At 54.7% G+C, this 20264-nt stretch carries 17 protein-coding genes and 1 riboswitch; of the genes, 13 read left to right on the forward strand and 4 right to left on the reverse strand.

The window, feature by feature from the left end:
* Positions 1-304 precede the first annotated feature (304 nt).
* From ABIE48_RS00335 to ABIE48_RS00365, 7 genes are all read left to right on the forward strand, one after another.
* Positions 305-934: a TetR/AcrR family transcriptional regulator gene (locus ABIE48_RS00335; protein ID WP_145029809.1), complete on the forward strand. Its 630-nt coding sequence runs from the start codon at positions 305-307 to the stop codon at positions 932-934.
* A 119-nt stretch (positions 935-1053) separates the two neighbouring features.
* A complete protein-coding gene (locus ABIE48_RS00340) occupies positions 1054-1644 on the forward strand; it encodes a permease (RefSeq protein ID WP_145029811.1) in 591 nt (196 codons plus the stop codon).
* A gap of 209 nt (positions 1645-1853) precedes the next feature.
* The gene (locus ABIE48_RS00345; RefSeq protein ID WP_192717506.1) at positions 1854-3149 is read left to right on the forward strand and encodes a homocysteine synthase; all 1296 of its coding nucleotides are present in this window, start codon (positions 1854-1856) and stop codon (positions 3147-3149) included.
* A 338-nt stretch (positions 3150-3487) separates the two neighbouring features.
* Positions 3488-4789 carry an aldolase/citrate lyase/malate synthase family protein gene (locus tag ABIE48_RS00350; protein WP_145029814.1) on the forward strand — a complete coding sequence of 434 codons (1302 nt, stop codon included), beginning with the start codon at positions 3488-3490 and terminating at the stop codon, positions 4787-4789.
* Positions 4790-5145: 356 nt separating this feature from the next.
* Entirely contained in the window at positions 5146-7110 is a 1965-nt protein-coding gene (locus ABIE48_RS00355) for a heavy metal translocating P-type ATPase (RefSeq protein WP_192717507.1), read from the forward strand.
* A 278-nt stretch (positions 7111-7388) separates the two neighbouring features.
* Positions 7389-8330, forward strand: coding sequence for a thioredoxin-disulfide reductase (trxB, locus tag ABIE48_RS00360; RefSeq protein ID WP_076176148.1), 942 nt, complete (start codon positions 7389-7391; stop codon positions 8328-8330).
* Between the two features lie 84 nt (positions 8331-8414).
* Positions 8415-8648, forward strand: coding sequence for a glutaredoxin family protein (locus ABIE48_RS00365; protein WP_076176146.1), 234 nt, complete (start codon positions 8415-8417; stop codon positions 8646-8648).
* Positions 8649-8823: 175 nt separating this feature from the next.
* Here the strand turns inward: ABIE48_RS00365 and ABIE48_RS00370 are convergent, their stop codons facing one another.
* The gene (locus tag ABIE48_RS00370; RefSeq protein ID WP_076176143.1) at positions 8824-9021 is read right to left on the reverse strand and encodes a hypothetical protein; all 198 of its coding nucleotides are present in this window, start codon (positions 9019-9021) and stop codon (positions 8824-8826) included.
* Between the two features lie 269 nt (positions 9022-9290).
* On the opposite strand from ABIE48_RS00370, the gene ABIE48_RS00375 reads away from it, so the two are divergent.
* The 3 genes from ABIE48_RS00375 (at position 9291) to ABIE48_RS00385 (ending at position 11989) form a co-directional block, all read left to right on the forward strand.
* Complete coding sequence (locus ABIE48_RS00375) at positions 9291-9941, forward strand: bifunctional 4-hydroxy-2-oxoglutarate aldolase/2-dehydro-3-deoxy-phosphogluconate aldolase (protein ID WP_397342849.1); 651 nt, start codon at positions 9291-9293, stop codon at positions 9939-9941.
* Positions 9942-10203: 262 nt separating this feature from the next.
* A complete protein-coding gene (locus ABIE48_RS00380; RefSeq protein WP_192717508.1) occupies positions 10204-11346 on the forward strand; it encodes a transglutaminase domain-containing protein in 1143 nt (380 codons plus the stop codon).
* Between the two features lie 169 nt (positions 11347-11515).
* Positions 11516-11989: a hypothetical protein gene (locus ABIE48_RS00385; protein ID WP_354518094.1), complete on the forward strand. Its 474-nt coding sequence runs from the start codon at positions 11516-11518 to the stop codon at positions 11987-11989.
* A gap of 173 nt (positions 11990-12162) precedes the next feature.
* Here ABIE48_RS00385 and ABIE48_RS00390 read toward each other — a convergent pair whose 3' ends face one another.
* Together ABIE48_RS00390 and ABIE48_RS00395 are read right to left on the reverse strand one after the other, a co-directional pair.
* A complete protein-coding gene (locus ABIE48_RS00390) occupies positions 12163-13620 on the reverse strand; it encodes an amino acid permease (RefSeq protein ID WP_145029824.1) in 1458 nt (485 codons plus the stop codon).
* 130 nt (positions 13621-13750) lie between these two features.
* A riboswitch (Lysine riboswitch) is annotated at positions 13751-13958 on the reverse strand.
* Positions 13959-14088: 130 nt separating this feature from the next.
* Positions 14089-15225 (reverse strand): virulence factor, encoded by a 1137-nt coding sequence (locus tag ABIE48_RS00395; RefSeq protein ID WP_192717510.1) that lies wholly within the window; start codon positions 15223-15225, stop codon positions 14089-14091.
* A 440-nt stretch (positions 15226-15665) separates the two neighbouring features.
* On the opposite strand from ABIE48_RS00395, the gene ABIE48_RS00400 reads away from it, so the two are divergent.
* Together ABIE48_RS00400 and ABIE48_RS00405 are read left to right on the forward strand one after the other, a co-directional pair.
* Positions 15666-16649 carry an MBL fold metallo-hydrolase gene (locus ABIE48_RS00400; protein WP_076176132.1) on the forward strand — a complete coding sequence of 328 codons (984 nt, stop codon included), beginning with the start codon at positions 15666-15668 and terminating at the stop codon, positions 16647-16649.
* Between the two features lie 390 nt (positions 16650-17039).
* Positions 17040-18665: an ABC-F family ATP-binding cassette domain-containing protein gene (locus tag ABIE48_RS00405; protein WP_145029826.1), complete on the forward strand. Its 1626-nt coding sequence runs from the start codon at positions 17040-17042 to the stop codon at positions 18663-18665.
* An 84-nt stretch (positions 18666-18749) separates the two neighbouring features.
* Here the strand turns inward: ABIE48_RS00405 and ABIE48_RS00410 are convergent, their stop codons facing one another.
* Positions 18750-18935, reverse strand: a complete 186-nt coding sequence (locus ABIE48_RS00410; RefSeq protein ID WP_076176128.1) for a hypothetical protein — start codon at positions 18933-18935, stop codon at positions 18750-18752.
* Positions 18936-19119: 184 nt separating this feature from the next.
* On the opposite strand from ABIE48_RS00410, the gene ABIE48_RS00415 reads away from it, so the two are divergent.
* Entirely contained in the window at positions 19120-19998 is an 879-nt protein-coding gene (locus ABIE48_RS00415) for a cation diffusion facilitator family transporter (RefSeq protein WP_192717511.1), read from the forward strand.
* Positions 19999-20264 lie beyond the last annotated feature (266 nt).

A 20264-nucleotide genomic window follows, 5' to 3' on the forward strand; every position in this document is an offset into this window, starting at 1 on the left:
TACTTCAAAGAAGACAGACCGCGTCTAAAGGAAGTTTTTCTTGCGGGATCAGGAAGAAGAAGCTCTGAAACTTATACTTTCTGATCTCTTAAGAAAAACGTCTATCGCCGTACCTTCAAAGAAGACAGACCGCGTCTAGAGGAAGTTTTTCTTGCGGGATCAGGAAGCAGAAGCTCCGAAACTTATACTTTCTGATCTCCTAAAAAAAGGATTGACTCAAAAGTAACCGTTGGTTATATTTATGACATACAGATTAAGTAACCGTTGGTTAGTTAAAAAAAGACCGAAAGGAACAAACACCCAGATGCCCAGAAAAAAACAAGTTCGATCCGAACAAACCAAGCAGGACATTTTGAATGCGGCCGGGCGGCTTTTTGCGGCCAAAGGGTACGATGCCGTCACCATGAGGGAAGTGGCCAAGGAAGCCGGCTGCTCCCATACAGCGATCTACATTTATTTTGAAGATAAGGAGGCGCTGCTCCACGAACTGTCCATCCCGGCGCTAACGGAATTGCAGCTTCAGATTGAGGAAAAGGTGTCCGGAAAGCTGGAGCCGGAAGAAGCATTAAGGCAAATCAGCCTGGATTTTATCCGCTTTTGCCTGATTCACCGCAATATGCACCGCATCTTTTTTGAGGCACGCTCCGTAAGGGTGGATGAAGCGGAGCCCGAACTTGAGATTAACCGCGTCCGTAACGGGATGTTCCGTCTGCTGATGCAGGCTGTCCGGCAGTGTCTGGATTTACCGGAGGGAAGCGAGCGGCTGCTGTCGGCCACCCGGATTTATTTTTACCTGCTTCATGGCATTGTGGGCACCTATCAGCTGTCCGAAGAATCGGCCGAGGAATTGATGGAGCGTCTGCTTCCCACGTTTCGTGAAGCGATCGAGGTTTTGCTGCTGGGCTTCCGCGTGCAACATGCGCAGGATAAATAACGATCCGCAAGGGAGAGGTTGATGGATGAGCTTTATCGTTCTGATGTTTTTGTTTACGGTGGTTTGCGGCTGGCTTGATTCCCGAATCGGCCGGACGACGAAAAAGGAGGGGGAGTAAGATGTTCGCAGGCCATTTTGGACTCGCCGCAGCGGCCAAAGCCGCAAGTCCCAAAACTCCGCTGTGGGCGATCATGCTGGGCACGCAATTGCTCGACGTCATTTTTGTGCCGCTGCTGCTTACGGGAATGGAGACAACCGTGGAAACGGATGGTGGAGGATACGGCGGAGCCGTTATCCATGCAGACTATACGCATTCGCTGGTCAGTGCGCTGATCATCGCCCTGCTTGCCGGCCTTGGAGCCTGGAGGCTATGGGGAAAGCGAAGCGCAGGGGTTATCGGCGGTGTGGTCTTCAGCCACTGGCTGCTCGATCTGCTGGTGCACCGGAGTGACATGCCGATTCTGCCGGGAAATCTGGGCTCATTGCCTTTAATGGGGTTCGGCTTATGGAAATGGCCTTTCATCAGCGGCGCTTTGGAAGTTCTTCTTATTGCCGTGGGTGCAGTCATGTATTATCGGTCACTGCGGTTAAGGGCACGGAACGCGCCGGAAATCGCCGGAAGCGCCTTTCCTGCCAAAGCGGTATGGGCTGCTGCGGTCATGGCCGTCCTGCTGATGGGCTCGTTTATATCCGATCTGATCGGGATTTGAACTTCCGGACTTTTGCTGAGATTTGGATTTTCTTGATCAGCCCGTCCATGCGCTGCGTTTGGGTCTCACGTTCTCGGACATATAATCCCAATAAACTTTATCGGATTTATAATAATTTCCTTCTTTTCAAACCTCACAAAGTATGAGAAAATATGAAAAAATTCGCGTGTGGAATCATTTTCCACAGTCACATGAAGGAGGATCCACCTATGTCCGAGAAACGCCCATTATCCATTGAAACGCTCGCCGTCCATGCAGGCCAGGAAATCGATCCTGCGACTTTTTCGCGTGCCGTGCCGCTCTATCAAACGACGTCTTACGGATTCAAGGACAGCGATCATGCCGCCAACCTGTTTGCTCTGAAGGAGTTCGGCAACATTTATACCCGCATTATGAACCCGACCACCGACGTATTTGAGCAGCGCGTTGCAGCTCTGGAAGGCGGTGCCGGAGCGTTGGCGGTTTCCTCCGGACAGGCGGCGATCACCTTCTCCATCCTGAATATTGCCGGCGCCGGGGATGAGATCGTCTCGTCCTCTACACTGTACGGCGGAACCTATAATTTATTTGCCAATACGCTGGCGAAGCTTGGCATTAAAGTGCACTTTGTCGATGCCAGCAACCCGGAAAATTTCCGCGCGGCCATTACGGATAAGACGAAAGCGCTGTACGCCGAAACGATCGGCAACCCGAAAGGGGACGTGCTTGACGTGGAGGCCGTTGCCGCCATCGCCCATGAGAACGGCATCCCGCTGATCGTGGACAATACTTTCCCAAGCCCTTATCTGCTGCGTCCGATCGAGCACGGTGCCGACGTTGTCGTTCACTCGGCAACGAAGTTCATCGGCGGCCACGGCACGTCCATCGGAGGCGTAATCGTCGACAGCGGCAAGTTTGACTGGGCGGCCAGCGGCAAGTTCCCGGGGCTGACCGAGCCGGATCCAAGCTACCACGGCGTCGTGTATACGGAAGCTGTCGGCCCGATTGCCTACATTATCAAGGCGCGCGTACAGCTGCTCCGGGATATGGGATCGGCGATCTCCCCGTTCAACTCGTGGCTGCTGCTTCAAGGTCTGGAAACGCTGCACCTGCGGATGGAGCGGCACAGCGAAAATACGCTGAAAGTCGCGCAGTTCCTGGAAAGCCACGATGCGGTAGAGTGGGTCAGTTACCCCGGCCTCGCAAGCCATCCTTCGCATGAGCTGGCGAAGAAGTACCTGCCGAAGGGACAGGGAGCGATTCTGACCTTCGGCATCAAGGGCGGCACGGAAGCAGGCCGCAAGGTGATCGAGAACGTGAAGCTGTTCTCCCACTTGGCTAATGTCGGCGATTCGAAGTCGCTGATCATCCACCCGGCCAGCACCACGCACCAGCAGCTGTCGGAAGAGGAGCAGGTGGCCGCCGGGGTGAATCCGGAAATGCTGCGGCTGTCGATCGGTACGGAAGCGATTGACGATATTTTGCACGATCTGGAGCAGGCCATTGAGGCCAGCCAGCAAGCTTAAGCCATCCAAAGCTATACAAAGCTATAGTAGTTAAATTCCGTCCTTATCCTGATCAGCCGCCTCGTTTGAGGCGGCTTTTTGTGTTCTGAATCGTAAGCTTGCCCAATTGGAGCTCTCCGCCCGCAGGCTTTCCTTGGGAAACCGCGCAAATTCCGTATATTTCGCCCTTTCGGCTAATATTCTGTAGGGTATATAGATTGAACTCAAGTTTCGAATGAAAACCCTCATTGTAACGGCTTATCCAAGCCTTTCAACATGCATTTCTTGAGTTCATTCTGTATAGCACTTTACGCAAGTGGAAGCTCATTTATCTCTGAAGAGAGGGTGGACAGCCAAAAATGAAGGGTGAACGGTGTCAGAACAGCTTCTGCCAATTCGGCTCCTGCCCCGCACCTTGCGGTGTGGAAGCGGTTCACCAGCCGGCATGCGGACAAATGGGCGGGACCGCTCGTGACCGGCGTTCCGGCAGGGAAGAGGAGAACGGCCGCCAGGAATCGGATGCCCCCCACTTGGAAGATGCCGGAGACTACGCAAGGGCAGGCTCCCTTCCCGAGATCGCATCCCTGGTAGAGCTTGCATCCATCGGCTCGATTACAAGGGAGAAGGCGCTTCTGTCCGCGGATTCCGAGCGGATTGGGGAAATTCTTCAGGAAGCGGAGGAATACCGGTCCAAGCCAGAGGAAGGCACGACCCCGGAAATGCTGCTGGATTGGAGTGATTCCATGCGCAGTTTGCGGGTATATACGGAGGAAGCTCCTTACCTGTACCGGCAAAACGAACGCCTGGACGGAGCGGCCGGTCTAGTGCTGCTTCGGGAAGAAGAGTGGCTGAGAACCGGCCATCTGAAGGAAATTTATGCGGAGTGGCTCAATCGGGATCCGGGAGTTGACGGCCGCGAACGGGAGATTCAGGAGCGGCTGATGAACCGGTGGAAGGGGCATCTGGTGAATCTCCTGCACAGCCTGCAGGGAGCGCCGCTGACGGTGGCTCTCGTGTCCGAACGCCTGAAAGACTACCGTAAGCTGAAAGGCGACGCGGCACTGGACATTGATATGCTCCGGGATATTCAGCTGGAAGCCCTGTTTCGGGCCGCCCAGTCCTGCCAAATGCAAAGGATCGACTGCAGTCTGGAACTGCTGGTTCCTTATCCGGAGGACGGGGAGGCTTTTCATAGGATTCATGATTTTATCGATCGGGTCGGCGAGGAAACCCTTTGTCACCAGCGCAGATCCTTAAGATACCGGGTCGGAGCGATGCTGGATTGGGACGTTCGCGAAACAGCGGCAGCGGAAATCGCCAGGTTCGCAGATTTCATCGTGATCAACGGGAAGCATGAAGGGGCCTGGCTGATGGAATACCTGGCCAGCGAAGAGGAGAGGGGAAAGGTGCTCAGTGCGGGCATTCCGTACAGCGTGCTGGAGGAGCTGGTGTACAGCATCCGCCGGACGAAGCCGGCCATTCGAATCTGCCTCTCCGGGGCGGTAAAACCGTCGGATCTCGCTTATGTTTATCGTTTGGGGCTGAACGCGGTCAGCACGGTTCCCTCCGAGCTGCCGGGCGTGCGGCTCGCCGCAGCGCAGTGGGAGCTCCTGGAAAGGCAGCACGAACTAAGGCGCAGATCCGCACAGGGAAGAACGTAGCATCGCGCTTTATAGGATAAATAATCAATAGGCTTAATGATTACTGGGGCGGGAAGGCCTGCTTCGGATTCATTAAAGCCTATTTTTTTTCGTAAAAAATAGCATACCCGTTTACTTTTTATGGGAGGGCGCGTATACTATAATTAACAAAAAGTTTCCTTAACACAAAATTATTGTATCGACGCAAAAATGATTATCATTCTCATTTAAAAACAACAATCGCGAAGGAAGAAAGGTTCGTCAGAGGCGTTCCGTTTCCATCCGCATACCATGCTGCTCCGGCTAGTCCGGAGCAGCATGTGCCATTTTAAGGGGACTAATAATGCTATTCATTCTCATTAGGAAGGTGATCACTCATGGAAAACATACGAAATGCTCCTGCTCAATCGATCCAGCGTCAGGCCAATCTGAACCGCCCCGGTCCCGGAAAGAAAGGGCGCTTTGATCTACGCTCGCTGATCCGCAATTCGGAAATGCAGGCGGCGCTAGCGAGCGGACTGCTTATGCTGGGCGGCTGGGCAGCCAGCTGGCTGTCCGCCCCGGCCGTCGTATCGATCGTGCTGTATATTCTGTCCTATGCCGCAGGAGGCTGGCTGAAAGCGAAGGAAGGGGTCGAAACGCTGATCCACGAGCGCGATCTGGACGTCAACCTGCTGATGGTGGCTGCCGCGCTGGGCGCCGCAAGTATCGGCTACTGGAACGAAGGCGCCATGCTTATCTTTATCTTTGCCTTGAGCGGAGCTTTGGAAAGCTACACTACCGAACGAAGCAAAAAGGATATTTCATCGCTGATGGCGCTGAAGCCGGAAACCGCGCTGCGGATTCAGGACGGGCAGATGAAGCTCGTTCCGATCGGGGAGCTGGCCATCGGCGACCTGGTCCTGGTCAAACCGGGAGAATTAATCCCGGCGGATGGAATCATCCAGAAGGGAAGCTCCTCGGTGAACCAATCGTCCATCACCGGCGAATCGGTCCCGGCCGACAAAGCCGCGGGCGACGAGGTGTTTGCCGGAACGCTGAACGGGGAAGGCGTGCTGTACGTGGAGGTGTCGCGTTCCGCGGAGTCCACCGTCTTCGCCAAAATCGTAAAGCTCGTGGAGGAAGCCGAGACCGAGGTTCCGGATTCGCAGCGTTTCATGAAGCGGTTTGAAGCCATTTATGCGCGCATCGTGGTGGCGGCGACGCTGGTCCTCATTTTCCTGACTCCGTTTGTGCTGGGCTGGAGCTTTGGAACTTCCTTTTATAAAGCGATGGTGTTTTTGGTGGTAGCTTCGCCGTGCGCACTGGTGTCTTCCATTATGCCGGCGATGCTGTCCGTTATCTCCAACCGGGCACGCCGGGGCATTCTGTTCAAGGGCGGTGCGCATGTAGAGAACATGGCGCTGACGTCTGTGGTCGCTTTTGACAAAACAGGAACGCTGACGCTCGGAACGCCGCAGGTAACGGATTTCATTCCGGCGGACGGATACGACCGCCTGGAGCTTCTGGGTATTTGCGCATCCGTGGAACAGCTGTCCGAGCATCCGCTGGCTAAAGCCATCGTGGTGAAAGCCGAGGAAGAGGGAGCGATGCTGCCTTCAGCGGAATCGGTGACCTCGTTGACCGGCTGGGGTATGGAAGGCTGGGTTCAGGGCAGACGCTGGCGCATCGGGAAGGCGGATATGCTGGATCAGGCCGACCCGTCCGGCGAACATGCAGCATGGCTCCGGCAGCGCCAAGAGCTGAACGCGGCCGGCAAAACCGTGTCCGTGATCCTGGACGGAGAGCGGATTGCTGGGCTGGTCGCACTCGCTGATGTGATACGCCCACAGGCGGCCGCGGCCGTGAAGCAGCTGCAGTCGATCGGTGTCAAGGTCGCGATGCTGACGGGGGATCACAGCCTGACGGCGAACGCCATCGGCAGCAGCATCGGGGTAGATTACGTCTTTGCCGATTTGCTGCCAGAAGAGAAGGTCAACCATGTGAAACGGCTGCGCGAGCAGTTTGGCCACGTGGTGATGGTCGGCGACGGCGTGAATGACGCGCCTGCACTGGCTACAGCCACCGTAGGCATGGGCATGGGGATGAACGGCAGCGGCACCGCACTCGAGGTGGCGGATGTCGTTCTGATGAACGACAACATTGAGGAAATCGCCTCGACGATTACGCTCGCCCGCCGCGCCCGGCGCATCGTCAAGCAGAACATGGTGTTCGCCGTGTCGGTGATTTTGCTGCTGATGGTCAGCAACTTTGCCGCCGGCATCGCCCTTCCGTTCGGGGTGGTTGGCCACGAGGGGAGCACGATTCTTGTCATTTTGAACGGACTCCGTCTGCTGCGGTAAGCACGGATTGAGACTGGAACGGCTCAGATTTGAAGGAACCTCCGAAGGAGAATCGGAGGTTCCTTTTTTGCGCGGAAGGAAATTGTTAAACGATTTGTAAAAATTAAATTGTTCACAATTCAGGGGAAAGGCATGTATACTTAATCTATTGACATCTTATGAAAAATGTATGATAATGATTATCAGATAATAATTATTTTAAATTAAATGATAAATAGATCCCGGACGAACCCGCTAAGGGACGATGCCCGGGAACGGGAAGCTTGGAGGGAGATCCTATGTATAAATCCGTAATTATCGGGACAGGACCTGCCGGATTGACGGCAGCGATTTATTTGGCACGGGCCAATATGAGTCCGCTGATTATTGAAGGGCCGCAGCCTGGGGGCCAGCTTACGACGACGACGGAAGTTGAGAACTTTCCGGGATTCCCTGAAGGCGTGATGGGACCGGAACTGATGGATAATATGCGTAAGCAGGCGGAGCGTTTCGGCGCTGAATTCCGCACGGGCTGGGTGAACAACGTGGAGCTGGGCGCGCGTCCGTTCAAGCTTGACGTGGAAGGCATCGGCCATATCGAAACCGAGACGCTGATCCTGTCCACTGGCGCAACCGCCAAATACCTGGGCATTCCCGGGGAGCAGGAGAATGTCGGACGCGGTGTAAGTACCTGTGCGACCTGCGATGGATTCTTCTTCCGCGGTAAAGAAATTATCGTGGTCGGCGGCGGCGACTCCGCGCTCGAAGAAGCCGGCTTCCTGACACGCTTTGCGTCCAAAGTGACGCTGGTACACCGCCGTACTGAGCTGCGCGGCTCCAAGATCATGCAGGATCGCGTACGTGCCAACGAGAAGGTGGAATGGGCACTTAACCGTACTCCGCTCGAAGTTGTGGCTGACGAACGCGGCGTGAAAGGCCTCAAAGTGCTGAACAACGAGACAGGTGAAGAGGAACTGATCGAAGCAAGCGGCGTGTTTGTTGCCATCGGTCATCACCCGAATACCGGATTTTTAGGCGGCCAAATTACGCTCGACGAGAACGGCTACATCGTTGTGCAGCCGGGAACGACGGAAACGAACATCCCTGGCGTCTTCGCCTGCGGCGACGTTCAGGACACCCGCTACAGACAGGCCATTACGGCAGCCGGAAGCGGATGTATGGCAGCAATCGATTGCGAGAAGTATATTGAAAGTCTGGAGCACAGCGCAGTCGCTCTGTAATGGATGCATGAAGTGGACCGACCAGGCCGGCGCAAGAGCCTGTTGACATACACGACATTTTCACGATATGAGGTGACCTAAGCGATGGAAAAAGTGATTGTATATACCAGCACCAACTGCCCGCACTGCCGTCAGGTGAAAGGATACCTGGCCGACAAAGGCGTCGAATTCGAAGAACGCAACATCGAGCAAAACGATGAGTATGCACAGCAGGTCTGGGACATGGGCGTTCGCGCCGTTCCTTTGACCGTCATTGGCGAGAACCGCGTGCTGGGCATGAACACAACCCAGTTTGAGAAGTTTTTGAATCAACAATAATTTTCTGTTCATTCTATAACCGCTAAATTAGAGGCCGTCCCGGTAGCAGAGATGCTTCCGCCGGGACGGCCTTTTTTTTCGTAGGCGCAACAAAATAAGGGATGACCGCCAAAACCGGGCCGCGATCCGGGCCGCTCGGGGGTATCCCTAGGCTTGTTTACATTTAAAAACGCTGTCAAAAGAACAGCTTCCCGACCAGCTGCAGCACGAAGTAAATGATAATGCCCGTAGCGATGAGCGTGAATCCGGCCTTGGGACGGCCCTGAAAAAAACGCAGAATGGCCAGGCTGAACAGCGGGGCGATAATCAGCAGAAACAGCAGCACGGTCACGAATACCTCGACCGATATATTGGAAATATCCACGTAAGTCACGGACAATCTCTCCATTCCTAAGGTAAAATCATCGGGATTACCAACGTCCACAAACAATCATTTCTATACAACATTCCTATTATATACGAAACCCGCCCTGCATTTCCGTAGATTCGGTGGAAAAATACGTCGATTTTTCGTCAAATCCTGTGCCAAGGACGAAAAAAACGGAAGCATGAGAGATCCTGCCGAATTGACATGTCCAGGAAGGAAAACGCCTGTAAAGTCCGAATATACTTAGAAAAATAGATTCGGAAGGAATGAAACGCATGCATACATCACAGGTACTGCAAGAACTGCTGTCCGCCAGAATGGTTGCGATCGTCCGGGGGATCACCCGGGATCAGGCCAGGACGGCAGGTGAGGGACTGATTGCCGGAGGCGTCCGGCTCATGGAAGTTACGCTGAATACCGATGGGGCCCTGCACATGATAGAAGGCTGGCGCTCGGCATACGACGGACGAGCCTATGTAGGCGCCGGAACTGTATTGAACCTGGCCATGGCCAAGGAGGCGGTTCAGGCTGGAGCGCAGTTTCTGATCTCGCCCAATGTCGATCAAGCCGTCATCTCCTTTGCTTTGGAGCAGGGCATCGACGTATGGCCTGGCGCCATGACGCCGACAGAGATTGTGGCCGCTTACGAGGCCGGTGCCAGCGCAGTGAAGCTGTTCCCGATGGGCAGCCTCGGAATTGGCTATTTGAAAGAGATCCGTGCGCCGCTGAATCATATACCCCTGATGGCTACAGGCGGGGTGACGATCGGCAATATTGCCGATTATTTCGAAGCAGGGGCGTGCGCGGTCGGGATCGGCAGCTCGCTGCTGCCGAAGGCGGAGCTGGAGTCGGGAAATGTCGAGGCCGTCCGGGAACGGGCTGCGGCATTTGTGCAGGCGGCTGCCCGAACAGAAACGGACAAGTAATGGAGCGGCAAGAGGTGCTTTAAGCCAGCAGGAGGCAGCAGGTGTGCTGCATGGAATCGTTCGTTAGCCGGTCACAAGCCGCCACAGATGGCCGTTCACAAAGCAGCATACAAGAGGTTGTGTCATAACTTGCCCATAGCTGGAATAGAGTCATTTGGAAGGGCCATTTTCATGTACGGGTGGGCTCGTTCGGCCATGGGATGACAGAAGCAAAGCGGTAAAGGTGTGGACCGGCATGATGGTCAGGAAGGGAGGGGGCCATATGATTGTAAAGCGCTTCTCGCTCGTCTCGGTGCTGCTCTTTGGAACGGTGGTTGCCGCCGCCGTTTCCCCGAGCATTGATTGGCAAAGGGTATATGCGGCCGCAACCTCTCCGGCGAATGTGGTCACGACCGTGGACGGGATTCAGGCGAAGCTGCTGGCCGCCATGAATCAGCGCCTGGAGAAGATTCAGTTTGTGTACCAGGGCAAGACGTCAGCCCTCAAGAGCCAGCTAAAGAGCGCCCTCGAACAGGCGCTGGAGAGCGATCCCTACATCAATTACACGATCGAAAGCTATGGCTACTCCTACAGCGGCAGCTCGAAATCGGCAACAGTGAGCGTGCAGCTCCGCTACCGGGAAACGGCCGCGCAGACGGCTTACGTCGACCAGCGGGTGAAGGCTGTACTCGGCAGCCTGATCCGGCCCGGCATGAACGATCATGAGAAGATCAAGGCGATCCATGACTGGGTGATACTCCATTTGAAATACGATATGACCCTTCAGAAATACACCGCTTATGATGGACTCAGCTCGGGCAGCACGGTCTGCCAGGGGTATTCGCTGCTGACGTACAAGATGCTGAAGGAAGCCGGAATTCCGAATAAAATTGTGGAAGGCACCGCCGCTCCGAGGGATACGGGCGTGAGTCAGCTGCATGCCTGGAATCTGGTGCTTCTTGACGGCAAATGGTACCACTTGGACACGACCTGGGATGATCCCGCTCCGGACAAGGCCGGCGAGGTCGGTACGGGCTATTACCTGCGCACGGACGCGCAGATGAGGAAGGACCATGCATGGACCAAAACCTATCCTGCTGCCATGACCTTGTATCGCGACACGCTGTCCGGCCTGATCCGGCAGGGGGGAAGCCATCTGGCGTTTTACCAGAAGCTGCAGGAACAGCTTGAGTACCAGCTGTATGATCCGGCGCAGATCGTATCGACATCCGCCCAGCTCAGCGCCAAGGCCAAATCGGTAGTCGCCGCGGGAGGGAACTCGCTGCTCTTCCGGTTCCACGGGAACAAGGAGCAGCTGCTCGGCGCCCTGCAGGATTTGTACCGGCTTGGGGTGAGCTCGATCTCATACACGCAAAGCCCGCTGGATGAGACGGAGGATTTGAGAATTTACGTCACTTGGAAATAGGCAAAGCGTGTATTGGCGGGCAAAAGGCCGTCGGAGCAGCAGAAATCCCCCTCACTGCTAAGCCCAGGAGCTTGGCATGAGGGGTTTTTTTGGCCATCTGGTATTTGGAATTCAATCATGAATGATCCAAAATGGTTTGCACTTTGACTTTTAAAGGATTTGGTGAATTATGACTAGGCAGAGAATAAAATTCACCATAATAACAGGTATTGTTATCATGGGAATCGTGTTTTTACTTGGGATCTTTTACTCGGAAAATATTCCCTCCGGGATTCTTTTGCGTGCTGGAATCACAAAAAACAATGTGGCCATATCTGCGGATAGTTTTAGTTTTCGTCATTATTTTATAACGGATAAAGGGGAACCTGCTGGAATAATGACCTTGCAAAGGAACGGGAAACTGTGGTCGAAGTATTATTATTCGAAAGATGTTTCGATTTCTAAGAGCTCGCCTAATATTTCTTTATTAAAAAGTTTCCAACCTATATATAAAGATTACACCGGTAAAGTAATACCCGTATGGGGCGGATCCGTAAGTGATTACAAAGATGAATACCAATCTGTGAAGATCAGTATTGACGGAAACATTAAAGAACCCACCTCTTCGATTAGGAAGGGCGGCAAGATCTACTTTTTTACATAGATCCTGATCTGTCGATGGATGAGAGTATTGAAGTTTTACCCCAGTAATGGTCCCCAAAATAGCCTGATTCTTACTTAGCGCTTCTGCCGACCTCCACTAACGTCATTGCCTCGAAAGCCATCAGCACATAAAAAAGGAGACTCACATGTTCATCTGTGAGTCTCCTTTTTATATCACCGCGGGTCGTGGCTGGTCAGGTCGCACTGCTCCAGCGGGGTCAGCTTGGTTTTCTTTTTCCACTTGTAGCCGAACCATACGGCCAGGAACAGCGGAATGCTGACATACGTCACGAGAATGCCGTACCAGTCGATTTTGCTGCCGGTAAACGCTCCGGTGTTCTGCCCCAGGATCGCGATGATGCACAGGATAAAGGCAAAGATCGGTCCGAACGGGAACCAGCGCGCCCGGTAGGGCAGCTCGTCCAGAGAATGTCCCTGGGCGAGGAAAGCCCGCCGGAAACGGTAATGGCAGACGGCGATGCCGAGCCAGTTAATAAAGCCGCACATGCCGGAGGCGTTCAGCAGCCAGTTGTACACGACCCCGTCGCCGAACAGGGAGGCCAGAAACGCCAGCATACCGATCGCCGTGGTGATCAAGAGCGCGTACACGGGAACGCCGCGGCTGTTCAGCCGGCTCAAAAATTTGGGTGCCAGGCCGTCCTTGGCCATGGCATACAGCACGCGGGTGGAGGCGTACATGCCGGAGTTGCCCGCCGACAGCACGGAGCTCAGAATGACCGCGTTCATGACGGACGCTGCAAAAGCCAGACCCGCCTTTTGGAATACTAGCGTGAACGGGCTGACGCCGATATTGTTCAGATCGGTTTTCAGCAGGTTCGGATTCGTATAAGGAATCAGGAAGCCGATGACGATGATCGCCAAAATGTAGAAGATCAGGATCCGCCAAAATACCTGCTTGATGGCGCGCGGCACGTTTTGGCGAGGATTTTCGCTCTCCCCTGCGGCCACCCCGATCAGCTCGGTCCCTTGGAATGAAAAGCCCGCCGCCATAAAGACGCCGACGAAAGCAAAGAATCCGCCATGGAAGGAGCTGCCTCCCAGGTTGAAGTTCTCGAAGCCGACTGGCTTGCCCCCCATGATCCCGAAGATCATCAGAATGCCGACAATCAGGAAAATAATGACGACCGCGATTTTAATAATGGCAAACCAGTATTCGGATTCGCCGTAGCCCTTGGCCGATAAAATATTCAGGGCAAACATGATGGCTAGAAACAGCAGACTCCACAAAAAGGAGGGAGAGTCCGGAAACCAATATTTGATAATGACCGTCGCCGCGGACAGCTCGGCCGCGATCGTGATCGCCCAGTTGTACCAGAAGTTCCAGCCGACGGCAAATCCGAAGGCCGGGCTGACGAAGCGGGTGCCGTAGGTGCTGAATGAGCCGGAATCCGGCATGTAGGTAGCCATTTCCCCCAGGCTTGTCATCAGAAAATAAACCATGAGGCCGACGGCGGCATAGGCCAGAATCGCTCCGCCCGGTCCGGAGGAGGAGATGGCGCTGCCGCTTGCCAGAAAGAGCCCGGTGCCGATAGAGCCGCCGAGGGCGATCATCGTCATGTGCCGGGATTTCAGGCTCTGTTTGAGTGCCGTTGCCGGTGTTTTTAAACGCATAAAAAGAAATCATCCCTTCAAATATGAATATGACTTCATGGAGTGGAAGGGGAACAACCAAAAGGGACCCCAGGTATGAAGTACCCGCGGTCCCGATAAATGACGCTATGGCTTCCGCACCCGTGCTTCCATGAAAGATAGCTCATCACGGCGTCTTCATCTTCCTGCAGGAGGAAGGAACACCGCGACAGTTCTGTCCCTTTCGGAGAACAGACCCAGCATGCCAACCGTAGAGCGAGTTCGCACACTTCGGCGGAAGGCGCCCTTCACTGTCCGTCACCGGCGGCTCTTACGCCTCGGAACAGCTACTCATCGCTTCCGCAACCTCTACCTCACCTTGGACGGATGAGGTTATCTTTTACATATTTCCTTGTATTGATGTATTGAACACGTAACATAGTAACGTATTACGCCGGGAAAAGGCAATGGTTAAAGCTGGAACTCCGGAAGAGCCGTTCCCTGCAGCCTTCAGGAGCGGCTCCGCTTGGCCATCTGCTGCCATACGGTGCCTGCGGCCTGCTCGCCGGATTCGATGCGTTCCAAGGCCATCCGCGCCTGAAGACTTACTTCGAACTCGGGATCGTTCACCGCTTCCTCTAGGGCATCTCGCGCTTCTTCCGTCCCCACTTCGTACAGGAAGCGGGCGGCGCGCCAGCGGACGATCTTGCTGCTGTCCTTCAGCATCGCCTGCATCGCCGGCGTGGCCGCCGGGTCGCCGATGTCAGACAGCGTGTCGCCCGCCGTCCGGCGGACGGTCGGCGAGCTGTCCTTCAGCGCCTCGTACAACAGCTCCATCGCTTCCGGCGTGCGCAGATCGCCGAGGTAGACGACCGCCAGGCGGCGGGTCTGCATCTTCTCGTCATGCAGCGCCTGACGGATGATCGGCAGCCGCTCCTCGGTCGGCTGCATGCCGTCCAGGGCGGCATAGCGAACCTTCCAGTCGGCGCTCTGCATCGCCTCGGCGAGCTCGGCGTCGCTCAGCTCGCGCCGCTCCTCTTCAAACTCGCTCTCGCTGGCACCATGGGCGATCGCCTGCTCGATGACCTGCTTCAGCCGATCCTCGGGGAACGCCGCTTCAAGCTCTTGCTCGACCTCACCGGCGATATCCTCCAGCTCCCCATAGCGGACGCCGTAATCCTTCAGTTTGCGCTCCTTGATCATCGTCGCCGCGGTGACTTCCATTACGGCTTTCGTAAAGCGGTCGGACAGCGCCCGGCGAACCTCTTGAGTGCCCGATTTCACGCGGATCTGCATCGGGATGCCCCGGAAAAACTGCACGAACACTTCCGCCTCGCCGTAGTGGCTGCCGGCTTCCGCGTCTTCTTCCGTGAATTGGCTTGTCAGGCCCTCCTGACCGAACCGCTCCTGCACTTCGCCAAGGATGGCGGACCAGTCCGCGCTGCCCTGGCGTTCCAAGGCGACAAAGTCAAGGGTATGGAACACGCTCTTGACCCCCTGGATATGCAGCATCTCCCGGATCCAAGCCGGGGCGGAGCGTTCATTGTCAAGCGTATATGTTTTGCGGATACCGGGCTCCAGACTCTCATCCAGGTGCAGCTTCATAGAGTTCGGGCTCGGCGTTGGCTCGATAAATTTGATCTTCACAGATAAAGACCTCCTTCTTCTTCAATACCTTTTACTATTGAAAAAAATGATACAACTCATTCCTATATAGATGAATCCATCTATCTACAACTACAGTTTACCTCACTTTGCCCCCAAACATAAACCTTTTGCCGCGGATAGAAAACGGATGGAAGGACGACAATGACTAAGAGGTTACCAAGCTGCATAGAAGGAGCTGTACTGCCGCGTGATATTCACCATTTATTTCGCGCCGATGCTGATTGTCGTCGTGACGATGATGCTTTTGGCGCTGTACGTCATTCATTACTCCGACCTTCATGACGAATAATTCATAGACTTAGCGGCAAGCGAGCTTGGGATAGAGGGATGCATTCGAGCGTCAGCGCTAGTGGTACACAGGGTTTCGGATCGGGTAAAATGGAATAAACAGCGATTACACCCGGGAAGGAGGGGGACTCTTGCCGAAGATCCGTTACAATAACATGGATAATGTCAGTACGGATAAAACGTTGAAGCAGTTCAGACAGTGGCGCCAGGAGCGGCGGCAGAAGAAAAAAGACTACAGCTTCCAAATCCCGAATATGCCGCCGGATCTGGAGTATCTGCACGGCAACCGGCAGGATACGTCGATTACCTGGATCGGCCACTCCACTTTTTTCATCCAGTATGAGGGCCTCAACATTATGACGGACCCGGTCTGGGCCAAAAGAATGGGCTTTGAGCGGCGCCTTGGCGCGCCCGGTCTCCTGATCGATGATGTGCCGCCGGTGGACATCATTCTCATATCGCACTCCCACTATGACCATATGCACATGGCTTCCATCCGGAAGCTGTACCGGGCGGGCACGACGCTGATCGTTCCGGTCGGCCTCCGCGCGAAGATGGTCCGCAAAGGGTTCCACAATTGCCGGGAGCTGAAGTGGTGGGAGCATGTAGTCATCGGCCAGGTGAAGATCAGCTTCGTCCCGACGCAGCACTGGACTCGCCGCACGCCGTTTGACACCAACACCTCGCACTGGGGCGGCTTTGTGCTGGAGCCGCATGAGACAGGGGAAGCCGGTAACGCCGGAGCGGAAGACGGCACCAGGATGCTGCCGCCCAACGTCTATTTTGCGGGGGACAGCGGGTATTTTGCCGGCTTCAAAGAGATTGGCCGGCGCTTCAACCTGCATGTAGCGCTGATGCCGATCGGGGCGTATGAGCCCGAGTGGTTTATGACGTCGCAGCACGTCAATCCCGAAGAGGCGCTGCAGGCTTTTCTGGATGTGGGGGCCGATATGATGATCCCGATGCATTACGGCACGTTCCGCCTGGCCGACGATACGGCCCGGGAGGCGCTGGACCGGATGGAGGCAGAGCGGGTCCGACTCGGTCTGAGTGAGGAGCGGATTAAAGTGATGCATTACGGGGAGACGCTGACGATCCATCCGGAGCGGAGGTAGTCCGGATACCGAACAGGAATCGGATACGTCGATAGATCCATAAGAAACACCGGAAAGGCCGCCGGGCGGCTTCTTTCCGGTGTTTTTGCATGGACCCTTCCCTTACACCATGGTGAATTCGAGCGGTTTGGACAATGATCCCCCATCCTTCCATGTTGGGGTCCTTTTGATATCTCTTAGCGCGAGCGGGAATAGAAATAGATAAAAACGATTATATTGATAGAGATAGGCAATGATAGGACAAACGTCCGGGTAGGGGAAGGAATACCCGGGCTCGGCCGAATCCGCGGGCTATACTTTGTTCCTTCTATTATGAAATGGGCTTCGAACGCACGTTGATTTATGCTATAATGTGCTGAAGCCTACTAGCGAAAGGAATGGTAATACTTCATGATCAGTACAAGCGGCGTGACACTCCGTTACGGAAAACGCGCACTTTTTGAAGATGTAAATATAAAATTTACGCCAGGCAACTGCTACGGTTTGATCGGCGCCAACGGAGCCGGCAAGTCGACGTTCCTCAAGATCCTCTCCGGCGAAATCGAGCCGAACCAGGGCGAGGTTCACATGACACCGGGCGAACGCCTTGCGGTGCTAAAGCAGAACCATTTTGAATACGACGAGTATCCGGTTTTGGAAACCGTCATCATGGGTCACAGCCGTCTGTATACCATTATGAAGGAAAAGGATGCGCTGTATGCGAAAGCGGACTTTTCCGAGGAAGACGGACTTCGTGCGGGTGAGCTTGAAGGCGAATTCGCCGAACTGAACGGATGGGACGCCGAGCCTGACGCGGCTGCGCTCCTGATCGGCCTTGGCATTCCGCGCGAGCTGCACGACAAGAAGATGGTGGAGCTCTCCGGCAATGAGAAGGTCCGCGTCCTGCTGGCGCAGGCGCTGTTCGGCCGTCCGAACAATCTGCTGCTCGACGAGCCTACCAACCACTTGGACCTCGAATCGATTCAGTGGCTCGAGAACTTCCTGATGGACTACGAAGGCACTGTCATCGTCGTATCCCACGACCGTCACTTCCTGAACAAGGTATGTACGCATATCGCGGATATCGACTTCGGCAAAATCCAGCTGTACGTGGGTAACTATGACTTCTGGTACGAATCCAGTAAATTGGCGCTGGAGCTCCAGCGCGAGTCCAACAAGAAGAAGGAAGAGAAGATCAAGGAGCTGCAGGCATTTATTCAGCGGTTCTCCGCGAATGCTTCCAAATCCAAGCAGGCGACTTCCCGGAAGAAGCAGCTGGATAAAATTACGCTGGACGATATCCGCCCTTCCAACCGGAAATATCCGTTCCTCCATTTCAAGCCGGAGCGTGAAGCAGGCAAGCAATTGCTGACGGTAGACCGTATCACGAAGACCGTTGAAGGCGAGAAGGTGCTGGATGAGCTGAGCTTCGTCGTGAACAAAGGCGATAAGATCGCTTTTGTCGGCCCGAATGGACTGCCGAAGTCGATGCTGTTCGAGGTGCTGATGGGCAAGGCGGAGCCGGACGCGGGCGAGTTCTCCTGGGGCGTTACAACGACACAGGCGTACTTCCCGAAAGACAACTCCGAATATTTTGACGGGGTGGACCTGAACCTGGTGGAATGGCTTCGCCAATTCTCCAAGGATCAGGACGAGACGTTCCTGCGCGGCTTCCTGGGCCGGATGCTGTTCTCCGGGGAAGAAGCGCTGAAGAAGGCGAGCGTTCTCTCCGGGGGAGAGAAGGTGCGCTGTATGCTGGCCAAGATGATGCTGAACGGCGCGAACGTGCTGCTCCTCGACGAGCCGACGAACCACTTGGACCTCGAGTCCATCACCGCGCTGAACAACGGGCTGATCGACTTCGACGGCACGATCCTGTTCACGTCGCATGACCATCAGTTCATTCAGACGATCGCCAACCGGATCATCGAAATTACGCCGAACGGCATCATTGACAAAGTCATGACATACGACGAGTATCTGGAAAACGATGAAATCAAGGCCCTGCGCGAGCAGATGTATCCGCAGGAAGTTTAACGCTTCAAGCCATGAAAAAAAGCTGCCATTCCCTTAAGCGGGGGTGGCAGCTTTTCTGTGTTGTCCGTAAAGCCTGTGGCTTGTTTAGGACCCGCCGGTGCGGCGGCGCTGATTGTTGGGCTTTTTCGTGTTTTGGCTCTTCATCGCGTGCGGGGCATTGCTTTGGAAGCCGCCGGGCTTACCGCCCTTGTTCTGCTGCTTCTTCTGCTCCAGCTTCGCGCGGATGGCGTCGGCCAAATTGACCTTTTTGGCGTCCTGATTATCCGTCATGGGTAGGGTTCCTCCCTTTGGGGTTGTGTCCTTATTCTAGCTGTTTTTGCGGCTCCCCACAAGAGATGGGAGAGACAAAACCTCTTGAACATAAGCAACTATGTTTCTCTAGACCCACACGACTTTCGTTTGCTAGGATAAAAAAGTGCCTTTGGGCATGAAACGGTGAAAGGGGCCAACGAACTTGGATCATATCTATGAAGATATCCGAAAAGGGGAACGCGGCGCCTGGATCAGCATTGCGGCGTATTTGATCCTCTCCGCGGGCAAGCTGGTCGGCGGCTACTTCTTTGCGTCCAGCGCCCTGCTTGCAGACGGGTTTAACAATCTGACCGATATCGTGGCGTCGGCCGCCGTGCTGATCGGCCTGCGGATATCGCAGAAACCGCCGGACTCAGACCACCCGTACGGTCATTTCCGTGCAGAGACGGTAGCATCGCTGATCGCTTCGTTTATTATGGGCATGGTCGGTATTCAGGTGCTGGTGGAGGCGGCCAAATCCCTGTTTATGGGCAAAGAAGCCTCGCCGGATTTATGGTCAGCCGGCGTGGCGGCTGTCTGCGCTGTATGCATGCTGTTCGTCTATTTATATAATAGAAAGCTGGCCAAGGAGATTAAGAGCCAGGCCTTGATGGCGGCCGCCAAAGACAATCTGTCCGACGCGCTGGTCAGTATCGGGGCGGCGGTCGGGATTGTCGGGGCACAGTTCGGCCTGCCATGGCTGGATGTGGTGGCGGCATTTGCCGTAGGTCTGCTGATCTGCAAGACGGCCTGGGATATTTTCCGCGATTCCACCTACCGCTTGACTGACGGGTTCGATCAGGAGGAACTCCGCGATTTGCGGGGCACCATTGCCAAAACCCCCGGCGTTGAAGGCATCAACGATGTGAAGGCCAGGGTTCACGGCAATCATGTCCTGGTCGATGTCGTCATCGTGGTTGACCCCACCCTCAGCCTGATCGAAGGGCATGCCATCAGCGACAAGATCGAAGAGCGGATGAAGAAAATTCATAATATTATGAACGTCCACGTCCATGTGGAGCCTCGGGAGAAAAGCTTGTGAAGGCCGGTTCCTTTGAAAAGCTCCCGTGTTCTTGATCAGCTTCAGTGAACAGCCGCAGTGCATAAGCATTGTGGCTGTTTTTGCGTTCGCCCGTAGCCTTTCGGAGAAATGGTCTCAGCAATGGGTCTGACGAAGCGTGAAAATTAAAATTGGAAAACGGTTCCAACGTAGCAGGTAATTATGAAGTTTGTGGGATATCCAGTTGGAGAAATTCGATGAATAATGACATAGATGGAGGGATTTTACAAATTCCTGCGTCAAATCAT

This window comes from Paenibacillus sp. OAE614, assembly GCF_040546645.1.
GTDB classification, from domain to species: Bacteria; Bacillota; Bacilli; order Paenibacillales; family Paenibacillaceae; genus Paenibacillus_AQ; species Paenibacillus_AQ favisporus.